This is a genomic window from Pseudomonas sp. SIMBA_041 (assembly GCF_046535095.1).
GTDB lineage: Bacteria > Pseudomonadota > Gammaproteobacteria > Pseudomonadales > Pseudomonadaceae > Aquipseudomonas > Aquipseudomonas mucoides.
Genome location: NZ_JAWRXJ010000011.1, coordinates 111,294 through 124,792 on the forward strand (window position 1 = coordinate 111,294; position 13,499 = coordinate 124,792).

Here is a 13,499-nt window from a genome sequence, read left to right on the forward strand (position 1 = left end):
GGGGAGAACCCTATGAGCCAAGACATTTTCGTATCGGTACTGATTCCGGCGAAAAACGAAACCAATAACCTCAAGCCTTTGATTGAGGAAATCCGTGTGGCGTTGGCGGATGAAGCGTACGAAATCATCGTCGTCGACGATGGCAGCACCGATGCCACCCTGCACGAACTGCAACAGATCAAAAACAGCGGTTTGAGCACGCTGCGCATTCTGTGCCATGAGCGTTCGCTGGGCCAAAGCACCTCGCTTTACCATGCCGCGCTCGCCGCGCGCGGGCAGTGGCTGGCGACGCTCGATGGTGACGGCCAGAACGACCCGGCGGACATTCCCGGCATGTTGCAACTGGTGCGGGGCGGTCACGGTCCGGTCGATGTTCAACTGGTGGCCGGTCACCGGGTTAATCGCCGCGACACCGCCAGTAAACGCTGGGCCTCGCGCTTCGCCAACGGACTGCGCCGGCGCATGCTCAACGATGCCACGCCGGACACCGGTTGCGGGTTGAAGCTGATCGAGCGGGCGGCATTTCTGCGCTTGCCGTACTTCGACCATATGCACCGGTTTCTGCCCGCGCTGATCCAGCGTCACAACGGCCGCATGATCGTCCACCCGGTCAACCATCGTCCGCGTACCGCCGGGGTGTCCAAGTACGGCAACCTCGACCGGGCTCTGGTGGGCATTCTTGATCTGTTCGGGGTCTGGTGGCTGATCAAACGCACGCGCTTGAACACCAAGGCGCAGGAGATCGAAGGATGAACCTCTCCCGCGAAGCCCTGTGGCTGGCGGTCGGTTTCATTGGCCAGATCGCCTTCACCGGCCGCTTTGTCCTGCAATGGTTGTACAGCGAATACCAGAAGCGCAGCGTGATCCCGACGAGTTTCTGGTACTTGAGCATCGTCGGCAGCACGTTGCTGCTCGCGTACGCCATTTACCGCCAGGACCCTGTGTTTATCGCCGGTCAGGCATTTGGCTCGATCGTCTACCTGCGCAATTTGCAACTGATTGCCAAAAGCACCCCCGCTAAGGAATGAGTCATGCGTAGAACGCTATCGCCCGGCGTCGAGTGCCTGGGCTTGATGTTGCTGGCCCTGCTGCTGATCGGCGCCGGGTTGGGGCTGCGTCAGCCGCAGAATGTCGACGAGGAACGATTCCTCGGCGTGGCCCTGGAAATGTTGCACAACAACGCGTGGCTGATTCCGCACCGGGCGGCAGAGATCTACGGCGACAAGCCGCCGATTTTCATGTGGACCGTGGCGTTCTTCACTTGGCTGACCGGGAAGCCTGCGATTGCCCTTTATATTCCGGGCCTGTTGTCCGGTGTGACAGTCACCGCAGTGGTTTACGACCTTGGCCGACGCCTGTGGAACCAGCGCATCGGCCGGATCGCGGCCCTGTTGTACCTGGCCACCTATCAAACCTACAGCATCTTGCAGACCGGCCAGATCGACAGCTTTTTGGTGCTGTTTACCTCGGTCGGCCTCTACGGTCTCACGCGTCATTTGTTGCTTGGCCCGGCCTGGCGCTGGTTTTACATCGGCTGCGCGGCCATGGGCGTGGGCGTAATCACCAAGGGGGTCGGGTTTGTCCCGGCGCTGATGTTGATTCCGTATGCCTATGCGGTGCGCAAAGACTGGCCTGGCGTGGTGGCGATGCCGGGGGAGGCGCGCAAGTGGTGGCTGGGACTGGCGGTGATGTTGGGCGCCACGGCGATCTGGTTGCTGCCCCTGGCGTTGTCCATCGTGCTCAATGGCGGCGCCGAGGAAATCGCCTATGCCAAGGAAATATTGCTGCGTCAAACCGCAGGGCGATATGCCGCGGCCTGGGACCATCGTGAACCGTTCTGGTACTTCTTCGTTTACGTGATCCCGCAATACTGGCTGCCGCTGGTGCTGGCGTTGCCGTGGCTGGTGCCGGCGTGGCGTCGGCAGTTGCAAAAGCATGACGGCCGGGTGTTGGTGCTGCTGGGGTGGGTCCTGCTGGTGGTGCTGTTTTTCTGCATCAGCAGCGGCAAGCGCAAGTTGTACATCTACCCGGCGCTTCCAGGGTTGGTGTTGGTGGCGGCACCGCTGATTCCCTGGCTGCTCAAACGCTGGTTCAGCCAGCGCCCACGCGGTCGTCAGGTGTTCCAGGTGGTGGCGGTGATCTGGTTTGCGCTGTGGTTCGCCCGTGGTTTCATCGAACCGGTCAGGGACGGTGCCAACCCGCATAACGCGATCATGGCGCAGGCCGCGACCATGACCGGTGGCGCAGAACTGGTGCTGGTCGACTGGCGTGAGGGTCACTGGTTGTACGCCCGGCAGCCGATTGTGCATTTCGGCATGGCCGGCTCCTCCATCGAGCAAGCCGCACAATGGCTGCGCGACCATCCCAAGGCGTACGCGCTGGTCCCCGACGAGGAGCTGGAGAAGTGTTTCAATCCCCAGACCGCCCGTGAGTTGGGCGAAACCTCGCGTGCCCAGTGGTCGATTGTGGGGGCCGACGCGGATAACGGTAAATGTCATCCGTTGCCGCCCGTCAACGTCTATCACTTCACCTGGAACGAGCGGGTCAATGACTTGAAGGCGGCGCTGCGCTAAAAAAAACCACATGGGCTCGGGGCTGATCCCGGCCCATTGAGTCCGAATGCGGTTATTAGGTGCAGATAAGGCAAACTGCTGGCCCCGCTGGCGCAAAACAGTCGCCAAAATCACTTTATTTTCAGGTGGTTAGGCGGAATGCAATTGCGCAATGTAGCGATCACGATGATCTCGTTTACCCTGGCGAGCATGGCCGGTGCGGCCCAGGCCAGGGAGTTGGTGGCCAATGACCGATATATGTGCGACTGGGGCGCGGGGACGGCGGCCAGGGCCCAGGAGCTGAAGTTGTCCGGGGTGTCGCTGTATGCCGCTCGCAAGAAGATTCAGACCTACAAATTCAACAAACCGTGGATGCACATGATGGCCATGGGCATTACCGAGCAGACCTACGACAGTCCGTCGCGGTTCAAACCGGCTGCGGTGCGGCAGAGCTTTTATGAAGAGTGCATTCGGTACAAGCTGGCGCGCAAGTAACCGAGCACGAACGCACTTTGTAGCCGCTGGCGAAGCCTGCGTCCGGCTGCTACAGGGGTTGTGTTGTTTGCGGATTACTTGATGCACTGCGCCCCGGCCTTGGCCACTTGTGCATCCTGTTCAGCCTTGACCCCGGACACGCCGATCGCGCCGATCACCTGGCCGTCGTAAATAATCGGCACGCCACCTTCAAGGGACGTCAGCAACGGCGCCGATAAAAAGGCGAAGCGTCCGCCGTTGACCATGTCTTCATAACCTTTCGACTCACGCCGGCCCAAGGCCGAGGTGCGGGCTTTTTCAGTGGCGATGTAGGCGCTGCTGGCCGCGCACCCGTCGAGGCGTTCGAGCGCCAGGGGATGGCCACCGTCATCGACAATCACAATGGTTACGGCCCATTGATTGTTCTGTGCTTCGGTGCGGGCGGCGGTGAGGATCTGGCTGACTTCGGCCTGACTCAGTATGGCTTTACGCTTCATGGCGATTGCTCCAGAGGGTGATCAGGGCAGGGCGGCTTCCACCAGTTCAATCCAGTGCCGGACCGGGGTTCGACCCGCGCCGTCGAGGTGGGACTGACAGCCGATATTGGCGGTGACAATGATTTCGGGATGCCCGCTCTCCAGCGCATTGAGCTTGTTGTCGCGCAGTTGCCGGGACAGTTCCGGTTGAGTCAGCGAATAGGTGCCCGCCGAGCCGCAGCACAAATGGCCGTCAGGTACGGGCGTGAGGTTAAAACCCAGACGTGTCAGCAGCGCCTCAACCGCGCCGCCCAGTTTTTGCGCGTGCTGCAAGGTGCAGGGGCAATGGAACGCCAGGCGCTGGTCGCTGTGGATACCGAGGGTTTCCAGCGGTTCATCGCGCAGCACTTCGACCAGGTCCCTGGCCAGTGCGCTGACCTTTTGCGCCTTCTCGGCATAGGCCGGATCGCTGCGCAGCAAATGCCCATAGTCCTTGATGAACGCACCGCAACCGCTGGCGGTTTGCACAATCGCTTCGGCACCGTTTTCAATCGCCGGCCACCACGCATCGATGTTGTGCCGTGCGCGATCAAGGCCGGCCACCTGGGCGTCGAGGTGATAATCGACGGCGCCGCAGCACCCGGCTTCGCGGGTGGGTATGACGCTGATACCGAGTCGATCCAGCACCCGCGCAGTGGCGGCGTTGGTGTTGGGCGACAGCCCCGGCTGCACGCAACCTTCGAGTATCAGCACTTGCCTGGCGTGGCGCACCGTCGGGCGTGGTTTGGCCGGGTACACACGGCGAGGCAACTTGGCTTGCAGGGTGTTCGGCAACAAGGCACGGAACACCTGGCCACCGCTCACCAGCGCTTTGAACAATCCCGGGTTGGGTACCACGCGGCGCAACCCTTCGCGCAATAAACGCTGCTCGAGTGGGCGCGGTACGGCGGCGTCCACCACTGCGCGTCCGATGTCGAGCAAGTTGTGGTAATCGACGCCGGACGGGCAGGTGGTTTCGCAGTTGCGGCATGACAGGCAACGGTCCAGATGCTGCTGGGTTTTTTGCGTGACTTCGTTGCCTTCCAGCACCTGCTTGATCAGGTAGATGCGACCTCGCGGGCCATCCAGTTCATCGCCGAGCAATTGATAAGTCGGGCAGGTCGCATTGCAAAAACCGCAATGCACACAGGTGCGCAGAATGCGTTCGGCTTCTTCGGCGCGGGGCAGCTGGCGGGCCTGGTCGCTGAGCGTGGTTTGCATGGGTCAACACTCCGCGTACAGGCGACCGGGGTTGAAAATGCCCCGTGGGTCAAGTTGCTGCTTCAGGTTCTGGTGATAGCGCATCAGTGCAGCCGGCAGCGGTTGGAACGGGCTTTCGATCAGGCCATGGCTGTAGCAGGTCACATGCCCGCCGACCTCGCCGACGATCTTGCGAATGAACGAGGCTTGCGCCTCGGATTTGAGCCAGCGCTGTGCGCCGCCCCAATCGATCAGTTGAACGCCGGGCAAAGACAGTCGGGGTGTGTTGTGGGGCAGGGACAACCGCCAAAGGGGTTGGTCCTCATCAAAGAAACTCAGTCGATGTTCGTTGAGGTCCGCCCAATAGTTCGCGTCCAGCCGCTCGCCGCCCAATCGATCATGGGCCGCCGCCACCGAGCCTTCGCCACCCTCAAGCCGCAGGTGCAGGCGTTGCCCGTCGTGGCACGCGGCGCTGATCGGCAAGGGCTGCTGGCCCCATTCCGCGAGGCGCAGCAGGGCGCGGTCACTGTCCATGTCCAGGCTGATGCTCAGGCATTGACGCGGTTTGGGCAGGACTTTGAGTGACACTTCAGTCACCACCCCCAGCGATCCGTAACTGCCGACCATCAGGCGCGACAGGTCGTAACCGGCGACGTTCTTCATGACTTCGCCTCCGAAGCGCAGATGCTTGCCATGCCCGGTGATCACCCGTGTGCCGAGGACAAAGTCCCTGACCGAGCCTGACCACGGGCGTCGAGGCCCCGACAAGCCGCAAGCAATCATGCCGCCGACGGTGGCGCCTTCGCCGAAGGAGGGCGGTTCACACGGCAGCATCTGCTGTGCGTGGTCCAATACCTCAGCCAGTTCTGACAACGGTGTGCCGCAGCGGACGGTGATCACCAGTTCGGTCGGGTCATAGCTGACGATGCCCCGGTGGGTGCGCGTGTCGAGCACCTCACCGGCAACGATCCGTCCCAGGAATGCCTTGCTGTTGGAGCCCTGAATGCGCAACGGCGTGGCGTTTTGCAGCGCCTGGTTGACCTGCTCCAGCAGCGCGGCACTGTCATCCATGTCGTGTTCGCTACGCATCAGAAGCGCTCCAGATCAGGGAAGGGCAACTGCCCCATATGCACGTGCATCGCGCCAAACTCGGCGCAGCGGTGCAGGGTCGGAATGTTCTTGCCGGGGTTGAGCAGGCCGCCAGGATCGAAGGCCGCTTTGACCGCATGGAACACGGTCAGCTCATCGCTGTTGAACTGCGCGCACATCTGATTGATTTTCTCCCGCCCCACGCCGTGTTCACCGGTGATGCTACCGCCGACCTTCACGCACAGTTCGAGGATCTTGCCGCCCAGGGTTTCGGCGCGGTCGAGCTCGCCCGGTTGATTGGCGTCGAACAGAATCAGCGGGTGCATGTTGCCGTCGCCGGCGTGGAACACGTTGGCCACCCGCAGGCCATATTCATCCGAGAGTGTCGCGATAGCCCGCAACACACCGGGCAGTTCGCGGCGCGGGATCGTGCCGTCCATGCAGTAGTAATCCGGCGACAGCCGTCCGACGGCCGGGAAGGCATTCTTGCGCCCGGCCCAGAACCGCACGCGCTCGGCTTCATCGCGGGCCTGGCGGACTTCGGTGGCGCCAGCCTGTTCCAGCACCTGGCGCACGCGGTCGCAATCATCATGGACATCGGCTTCAACGCCATCGAGTTCACAGAGCAAAATGGCTTCGGCGTCGACGGGGTAGCCGGCGTGGATGAAGTCCTCGGCGGCGCGAATCGCCAGGTTGTCCATCATCTCCAGGCCGCCGGGGATGATGCCGGCGGCAATGATGTCACCCACCGCGCGCCCGGCCTTTTCCACGGAATCGAAGGCGGCCAGCAGCACTTTGGCGGTTTGCGGTTTGGGCAGCAGTTTCACCGTGACTTCGGTGATGACCCCGAGCATGCCTTCGGAACCGGTGAACAAGGCCAGCAGGTCAAAACCGGGCGAGTCGAGCGCGTCGGAGCCCAGCGTCAGGTGTTCGCCCTCGACGGTCAGAATGTCGACTTTGAGCAGGTTGTGCACGGTCAGGCCGTATTTGAGGCAATGCACGCCACCGGCGTTTTCGGCGACGTTGCCGCCGATTGAGCAAGCAATCTGCGAGGAGGGATCCGGCGCGTAATACAAACCAAACGGCGCCGCGGCCTGGGAAATCGCCAGGTTGCGCACCCCCGGCTGAACCCGCGCCGTGCGGGCGGCGGGGTCTATGTGCAGGATGTTGTTGAAGCGCGCCATTACCAGCAGCACGCCTTTTTCCAGCGGCAGTGCACCGCCGGACAACCCGGTGCCGGCGCCACGGGCAACCACAGCGACGTGCCGCTCATGACAGACTTGAAGGATGCCCTGGACTTCGTCCAGGTGGCGCGGCAACACCACCAGCAGCGGCGTGGTGCGATACGCGGAGAGCCCGTCGCATTCATACGGTCTGAGCTCTTCTTGCTGATGCAGGATGTCCAGATCCGGCAAGCGCGCTCGTAACGCCTGGAGCAGGGCGGCTTTGTCGACCTCGGGCAAAACGCCGTCGACGCGTTCGTCGTAAAGAATGTTCATAGCCTGATCGCGACCCTCGGTTGTTTTTATTAGAGGTCAGGTTTCGATGATAGGTCCCTCGCCAACGTTAGCTCAGTTGCGAGCAGGAGCCGATTTGATTTTGACCCACTCAATAAGAAACCGGGCGTCTTCAAGACGCCCGGTTTGATTTTCAGCGTGGTGGTTGATGGTTTATGGAACGACTTTGCCGAGTAAAACCTTCGGCCCGACAATGGCCGGCTTCTGGTCATAACCCAGCTCGGCCAGGAGCTTGCCCGTGGCGCGGACCAAGGCATTGAATGTCGGACGCTTTTTGGATGAGCGCAGCGTCTGGGCGAGCGCGTAGGTGAACGCGCCGTACGAAATCACGCCGTGGCGGTACTCATACGACAGTTGGGATTCGCCACAGGCGTACATGAGGATCGGCAGAAAAGGGCCATCGTGTTTGTAAGCGATGCGACGTCTGTTGTAGAGCTTGTCGTCGTACCCGCGTACCGCGATGGCCTGGCCGACCCGGCGAATGCCGTCGCGATTGCTCACGGTGTTGGCGGCTTCTGCCTTCTGCGCGTTCTTGCGCGCCTCTTTCACCCAATCGCGCTCGACCCACATCTGCAGACTGGCCTCCCAGCGCAGGGCGCGATGGCGGATGTCATCCGGTGGCGTCAACCCTCGGGCACGCCGCGCGCCTTCACGCGTCATGCCGCCCGAGTGGCAGCAATCGAAGATGGTTATGAACTGTGTGTTGTACGGCAGCTGGATGTACAGGTCGCGAAAGTCGTTGTCGACGATGGCGTGTTCCGGCGTCCAGTCGAAATCCCAGGGGCACAGACATTCATCGATGCGATCGGCCTCGCCGGCGGCATTGGTATTGGGAATCTGCGCACCGTGCCCTGAGTAGAACAGCACTCGGCGATCACCCGCTTGGGCGTCGTCGAGCAACCAGTGCAGGCGATCGCGAATGCCGGCGGTGGTGGCGCGGTCATCGAGCACGACGCGGATGTCATCCGGAGAGAAGTTCGATTCTTGCAGCAATGAACTCATCAGGAACACGTCATTGACGCAACCCTCGAGCCGGTCCGAAGGGTTGGGATAGTTGTTGATCCCGATCAGCAACGCCTTGTCTCTCGAACGACGTGCGGTTTGTGCCTTTGGCACGGCCAGACCGAGTGATTTGTCGACGGCGAGCAAACGTTTGTCGAACCCCCTGGCGAGGCCGACCTGTAACAGCGGGCCCCAGACATTGGACCGGGTTTCGGGGTGACCGAGGTAGTACGTTGCATCGTGATTGAGCGCGTCGCCCGGTTTGTCGAAAGGCGTCATGACTTGAGTGAAGTTGGCATCGCGCAGGTACAGCGGTGCGGTAAACACATGATCGTGTTCGTTGTAGAGGTGGTACCACTTGTATGCCGTGTCAATGCCTTCGATACGTCCGCCGAACGTCTCGCGTACTGCGGGGTTGGCAATCTGCGAGCCGAACGTGATCAGCACGCGCTTGTTCATCAGCGACGGATCCCGACGGAACGTGTCATAGGCGACCAGTGTTCCGAGGCTGTGCGCACAGACGATATCCGGTTCTGAGTCGTTGATGCGCGTGGCGAGGTCTTTACGCAGCGTGGTTCGCAGCGCCTCGTCCGCGGTCCATTGCGCCACCATGCCGGCCGTCCAGCGCAGGCGATCAGGAAATTGCCCGATGCCGCGATCACGCCGGAACAGATCCCCGACTGAATGGATGACGGCGCTGGTCAGTAGACGCAGCGTCGCTTCGGCAATTTCCGGCGCGCCCAGACCGCTGGACGCAAAGCGCGCGTCATACTCGAAATAGTCCAGTTCGATCACCGCATTCGGCGCCACGCTCAGCACCGCCGTGGTAATCGACCGTTTCCAGGATTGCTCGAAACTCTCATCCGCTTCTTCATGGCCAATGCCATGCACGCACAGAATCTTGATCTTCATGTCCATTTCCTTGAAGTGATGTCTGCTGGCGTTATTTGCATGAACAAGCGGTTGTTGTCATCGGCTTGATAAGAGAACTAACTGCCTGTTGGTGCGTTGAGTTGAGCATATTCGATTAGCAAAATCCGACTGGGCTTTTTTATGATTAATTGGAATGAGTCAGTTGTTTTTAATTTAGAGCATTGCTAGTGGGGTGAACTTCTAAGGTGCGGGTGAAGGCCTTGGGGTTCGGGGGTGTTCAGAAAGGCGCGTCGGTACGAAGTGCTGATGTTATTGAGGTTTAGCCTAGGTTGAAGGTGTCAGGTTTTATAAGTGTCTTGTTGGTGTTACACGTGTGAAGGAATTATCTAATGTGCAGCACTTATCTAATAAGGCTGACTCAGAAGTTGTACCCGTCTTATTAAACTTCCGTGGCCGGAAACCCTCTCGGGATTCCCATTATCCTCACCATGTCCCCGTGCTGAAAACGCCGCGACTGTCGTGAAAACGACCTGTTTACGCTGAACGCGAACCTTCGCGACTTTTCTGTTGAACGACTGTTCAGCTTCGACTATGTTGATGGCCACCTCCCCGGCGGGTAGCGCGGGCTGGCGTTTCTTCAATTCGAACGAGGCACTGGCATGCGGTTTTCACCTTTTGTTGAGCGGATTTCAGGCGACGGTGTCGCCGCCTGGGATATTCACAATGCAGCCTTTGAAGCCCAGCGCCGTGGCGAGGATGTGATCATTCTCAGCGTCGGTGACCCGGATTTCCCCACACCCGATTTCATCACCGATGCCGCCATCGAAGCGCTGCGCGAGGGTGACACTCACTACACCGAGATCGCCGGTCGCCAGGCCTTGCGCGAAGCCATCGCCAACCGCTACAGCCCATTGTTCGGCCGTGAGGTGCAAGCGCCGAACGTGATCGTCGCGGCCGGGGCGCAGAACGCGTTGTTCATCACCTCGATGTGCCTGCTCAACACGGGCGATGAAGTGATTGCCCTGGACCCGATGTACGTGACGTACGAGGCCACCCTCAAGGCCTCCGGCGCCACGCTGGTGCGGGTGCCGTGCTCGGCGGATTGCGGTTTCAGGCTCGATGCCGCCGTGTTGGCCAAGGCCATCACCCCGCGCACCCGGGCGATTTTCTTCTCCAACCCGAACAACCCCACCGGCGTGGTGCTCAACCGCGAAGAGCTGCAAGCCATCGCCGACCTCGCCATCGAACATGACCTGTGGGTGGTGGTCGACGAAGTCTACGAAAGCCTCGCCTTCGAACGCGAACACCTCAGCCTCGCGGCGTTGCCGGGCATGGCCGAGCGCTGCGTGGTGGTCGGCAGTCTGTCGAAATCCCATGCCATGACCGGCTGGCGGATCGGCTGGATCGTCGCCAACGAAGCCTTGATCGCCCACGCGGAAACCCTGGTGCTGAGTATGCTCTATGGCTTGCCGGGGTTTGTCATGGAAGCGGCGCTGAAAGCGGTGCAGGCCCACGAAGACGTGACCCACGGCATGCGCGACATCTATCGCCGTCGGCGTGATCTGGTGGTCACGAGTCTGTCCAACTGCCCGGGTATTTCAGTGCTCAACCCCGATGCCGGCATGTTCGTGTTGATGGACGTGCGTGACACCGGGCTGACTTCGCTGGAGTTCGCCTGGCGCCTGTTGCGCGAGGCGCGCGTGTCGGTCCTCGATGCGGCGGCGTTTGGCGAGCCGGCGCAAGGCTTTGTGCGGCTCTCGTTCACCCTCGGAGAAGAGCGGTTGGCCCAGGCCTGTCAGCGTATTCGCGATTTTGTCCTGGTGCTGAAAGGTGAGGCGCCACGACCGGTGATCAGTCGCGTCACCTGCGAAGCCACCGTTGTCCCCGTCACGTCCAAGACCATGATCGAAGTCGATGGCCTGCACAAACGCTTCGGCAATATCGAAGTGCTCAAGGGCGTCTCGCTGACGGCCCGCGAAGGCGATGTGATCTCCCTGATCGGCGCCAGCGGCTCGGGCAAAAGTACCTTGCTGCGCTGCATCAACATGCTCGAAGTGCCGGACCAGGGACGCATTCTGGTGGACGGCGAAAGCATCAAGCTCAACCACGACCGTCCCGGCGCGCCACTGGTGTCCGACGCCAAACAGCTGGTGCGGATCCGTTCGAGCCTGGGCATGGTGTTCCAGAACTTTAACCTCTGGCCCCATCGCACGGTGCTGGAAAACCTCATCGAAGCGCCGACCCAGGTCCTGCGTGAAAGCCGTGCCGAAGCCACTGAACGGGCTGAAGCCTTGCTGGAACGCGTGGGGCTTGCGGCCAAGCGCAACGAGTACCCGGCGTTTCTCTCCGGGGGGCAGCAACAACGGGTGGCCATCGCCCGGGCCCTGGCCATGCGGCCCAAGGTCATGCTGTTCGATGAACCCACCTCGGCACTCGACCCGGAACTGGTCGGCGAAGTGCTGCGGGTGATCCGCTCCCTCGCGGAAGAAGGCCGGACCATGATCCTGGTGACCCATGAAATGGCCTTTGCCCGCGATGTGTCTTCCCAAGTCGCCTACTTGCACCAAGGGCTGATCGAGGAAACCGGTTCGCCGGATGAAGTGTTCGTACACCCACGCAGTGAACGTTGCCGACAGTTCGTCAACGCACATCAGACTCGCTAAAACATCATAAAAAGACGGGGAAAAATCATGGGAAATCGACGTTTGGCAAACTGGTTTACCGGCGCGGCCTGCTTGTTGCTGGCTGGCATGAGCGCGGCGCAGGCGCAACCGATCAGGTTCGCGGTCGCGGCCGAACCCTATCCGCCGTACACCGAGAAACAGGCCAACGGTGAGTGGAAGGGCTTCGAAGTCGACCTGATCCACAAGCTGTGCAGCGAGATGAAAGCCGAGTGTGAAATCAAGGAAGTGGCGTGGGACGGCATCATTCCTTCGTTGCTGGCGAAGAAGATCGACGTGATTTTTTCCTCGATGTCGGTGACTGAAGAACGGGAAAAACAGATCGCCTTCAGCAAGGCTTACTACGATTCGGTGATCGCGATTGTCGGGCCGAAGGACGCGTCTGTTAAGAAGTACCCGGATGACCTGAAGGGCAAAACCATTGGGGTGCAGAACTCCACGGTGAGCGCCAGTTACCTGAAGACGTACTACGAAAAAATTGCCGACGTGAAGTATTACGACACGCAGGACTCGGCCAACGCCGACCTGATTGCCGGTCGTATCGACCTGATGATGGCGGACGGCACGGCCATGGCGGCCTTCGTCCAGACCCCGGATGCCAAGGACCTGGCCTACCTCGGCGCAGTGCCTTACGACCCGATTTTTGGCAAAGGCGTGGGCGCCGGTTTGCGCAAGGACGACACCGAGCTCAAGGCCAAACTCGACACGGCGATCAAGACCTTGCTGGCGAGCAAGGACTATGACGACCTGTCCCAACACTACTTCGGCACCAGCGTGAAACCGGCGTTCTGATAGAGATCCTGTGGCCGATGCAAAACCTTGTGGGCGCGAGCTTGCTCGCGCCCACAAGGTCCGGTGGTGCTTTAACGGGAGAGTAAAATGCCGGCAATGTTCGATTTGATCAATTTCAGCGAACAAGGATGGGGCAGTGCGCTGTTGAAAGGGCTCTGGATGACCCTGCAGATTTCCGCCGGGGCGTTTGTGCTCGGGCTCCTGATCGGGCTGGTGGTGGCTTGCCTCAAGCTGGGCGCGCCGAAACCGATCGCGGCACTGATGCGCAGTTACACCACGTTATTCCGTGCGGTTCCGGAGTTGTTGCTGATCCTGCTGCTGTACTACGTCGGTTCGATGCTGCTCAATTCGCTGATGGCGCAGATGGGCTACGACACGGTGAATGTCAGCGGTCCGCTGGCGGCGATTGTGGTGCTGGGGCTGGTGCAGGGCGCGTACGCCTCGGAGATTTTCCGGGCGGCGATCCAGGCTATTCCGTTCGGTCAGATCGAGGCAGGCAAAGCGTTCGGCTTGAGCGGCTTCGGCCTGTTCCGACGGGTCACGCTGCCGATCATGGCGCCTTACGCCATGGCCGGGATGGCCAACCTGTGGATCAACCTGATCAAGGACAGCGCATTGATCAGCGTGGTCGGCACCAACGAGTTGCTGTACACCGCCAAGCAAGGCGCGGGCTCGACGCGTCACTACCTGTTGTTCTACCTCACCGCCGCGGCGATGTATTACGCCGTGACGCTGGTGTCCAACTACCTGTCGGGACGGCTTGAGCGACGCATCCGTCGCTGGATGCCTTTGGCTGAGTGAATG

The 13,499-nt window shown here is 60.8% G+C and carries 12 protein-coding genes; 7 read left to right on the forward strand and 5 right to left on the reverse strand.

Annotation, left to right across the window (positions count from 1 at the left end; translation table 11 throughout):
- The first annotated feature begins 12 nt into the window (after positions 1 to 12).
- From SB725_RS24550 to SB725_RS24565, 4 genes are all read left to right on the forward strand, one after another.
- The gene (locus tag SB725_RS24550; RefSeq protein ID WP_059182679.1) at positions 13 to 753 is read left to right on the forward strand and encodes a glycosyltransferase; all 741 of its coding nucleotides are present in this window, start codon (positions 13 to 15) and stop codon (positions 751 to 753) included.
- Positions 750 to 1,028 (forward strand): lipid-A-disaccharide synthase N-terminal domain-containing protein, encoded by a 279-nt coding sequence (locus SB725_RS24555; protein ID WP_027924746.1) that lies wholly within the window; start codon positions 750 to 752, stop codon positions 1,026 to 1,028. Before SB725_RS24550 ends, SB725_RS24555 begins: the two co-directional genes overlap by 4 nt.
- Positions 1,029 to 1,031: 3 nt before the next feature.
- The gene (locus tag SB725_RS24560; RefSeq protein WP_027924745.1) at positions 1,032 to 2,573 is read left to right on the forward strand and encodes an ArnT family glycosyltransferase; all 1,542 of its coding nucleotides are present in this window, start codon (positions 1,032 to 1,034) and stop codon (positions 2,571 to 2,573) included.
- A 144-nt stretch (positions 2,574 to 2,717) separates the two neighbouring features.
- On the forward strand, positions 2,718 to 3,047 hold the full coding sequence (locus tag SB725_RS24565) for a hypothetical protein (RefSeq protein WP_027924744.1): 330 nt from the start codon (positions 2,718 to 2,720) through the stop codon (positions 3,045 to 3,047).
- A 74-nt stretch (positions 3,048 to 3,121) separates the two neighbouring features.
- On the opposite strand, the gene SB725_RS24570 is transcribed toward SB725_RS24565, so the two are convergent.
- The 5 genes from SB725_RS24570 to SB725_RS24590 form a co-directional block, all read right to left on the reverse strand.
- Positions 3,122 to 3,523 (reverse strand): heme-binding protein, encoded by a 402-nt coding sequence (locus SB725_RS24570; RefSeq protein ID WP_410922695.1) that lies wholly within the window; start codon positions 3,521 to 3,523, stop codon positions 3,122 to 3,124.
- A gap of 21 nt (positions 3,524 to 3,544) precedes the next feature.
- Positions 3,545 to 4,762 carry a glycolate oxidase subunit GlcF gene (gene glcF, locus SB725_RS24575; protein ID WP_059182683.1) on the reverse strand — a complete coding sequence of 406 codons (1,218 nt, stop codon included), beginning with the start codon at positions 4,760 to 4,762 and terminating at the stop codon, positions 3,545 to 3,547.
- A 3-nt stretch (positions 4,763 to 4,765) separates the two neighbouring features.
- A complete protein-coding gene (gene glcE, locus SB725_RS24580) occupies positions 4,766 to 5,830 on the reverse strand; it encodes a glycolate oxidase subunit GlcE (protein WP_410922696.1) in 1,065 nt (354 codons plus the stop codon).
- The gene (glcD, locus tag SB725_RS24585) at positions 5,830 to 7,329 is read right to left on the reverse strand and encodes a glycolate oxidase subunit GlcD (protein WP_027924740.1); all 1,500 of its coding nucleotides are present in this window, start codon (positions 7,327 to 7,329) and stop codon (positions 5,830 to 5,832) included. Before glcD ends, glcE begins: the two co-directional genes overlap by 1 nt.
- A gap of 171 nt (positions 7,330 to 7,500) precedes the next feature.
- On the reverse strand, positions 7,501 to 9,261 hold the full coding sequence (locus tag SB725_RS24590; protein WP_172825940.1) for a caspase domain-containing protein: 1,761 nt from the start codon (positions 9,259 to 9,261) through the stop codon (positions 7,501 to 7,503).
- Positions 9,262 to 9,881: 620 nt separating this feature from the next.
- Between SB725_RS24590 and SB725_RS24595 the strand changes: the two genes are divergently transcribed.
- The 3 genes from SB725_RS24595 (at position 9,882) to SB725_RS24605 (ending at position 13,496) form a co-directional block, all read left to right on the forward strand.
- On the forward strand, positions 9,882 to 11,885 hold the full coding sequence (locus SB725_RS24595) for an aminotransferase class I/II-fold pyridoxal phosphate-dependent enzyme (RefSeq protein WP_410922697.1): 2,004 nt from the start codon (positions 9,882 to 9,884) through the stop codon (positions 11,883 to 11,885).
- Between the two features lie 27 nt (positions 11,886 to 11,912).
- The gene (locus SB725_RS24600; protein WP_027924738.1) at positions 11,913 to 12,695 is read left to right on the forward strand and encodes a transporter substrate-binding domain-containing protein; all 783 of its coding nucleotides are present in this window, start codon (positions 11,913 to 11,915) and stop codon (positions 12,693 to 12,695) included.
- Between the two features lie 87 nt (positions 12,696 to 12,782).
- Complete coding sequence (locus tag SB725_RS24605) at positions 12,783 to 13,496, forward strand: ABC transporter permease (protein ID WP_027924737.1); 714 nt, start codon at positions 12,783 to 12,785, stop codon at positions 13,494 to 13,496.
- Positions 13,497 to 13,499 lie beyond the last annotated feature (3 nt).

Coding starts and splice junctions, on each gene's coding strand:
- SB725_RS24550 (WP_059182679.1), top strand. CDS start 13: ATGAGCCAAGACATTTTCGTATCGGTACTGATTCCGGCGAAAAACGAA.
- SB725_RS24555 (WP_027924746.1), top strand. CDS start 750: ATGAACCTCTCCCGCGAAGCCCTGTGGCTGGCGGTCGGTTTCATTGGC.
- SB725_RS24560 (WP_027924745.1), top strand. CDS start 1,032: ATGCGTAGAACGCTATCGCCCGGCGTCGAGTGCCTGGGCTTGATGTTG.
- SB725_RS24570 (WP_410922695.1), bottom strand. CDS start 3,523: ATGAAGCGTAAAGCCATACTGAGTCAGGCCGAAGTCAGCCAGATCCTC.
- glcF (WP_059182683.1), bottom strand. CDS start 4,762: ATGCAAACCACGCTCAGCGACCAGGCCCGCCAGCTGCCCCGCGCCGAA.
- glcE (WP_410922696.1), bottom strand. CDS start 5,830: ATGCGTAGCGAACACGACATGGATGACAGTGCCGCGCTGCTGGAGCAG.
- glcD (WP_027924740.1), bottom strand. CDS start 7,329: ATGAACATTCTTTACGACGAACGCGTCGACGGCGTTTTGCCCGAGGTC.
- SB725_RS24590 (WP_172825940.1), bottom strand. CDS start 9,261: ATGAAGATCAAGATTCTGTGCGTGCATGGCATTGGCCATGAAGAAGCG.
- SB725_RS24595 (WP_410922697.1), top strand. CDS start 9,882: ATGCGGTTTTCACCTTTTGTTGAGCGGATTTCAGGCGACGGTGTCGCC.
- SB725_RS24600 (WP_027924738.1), top strand. CDS start 11,913: ATGGGAAATCGACGTTTGGCAAACTGGTTTACCGGCGCGGCCTGCTTG.
- SB725_RS24605 (WP_027924737.1), top strand. CDS start 12,783: ATGCCGGCAATGTTCGATTTGATCAATTTCAGCGAACAAGGATGGGGC.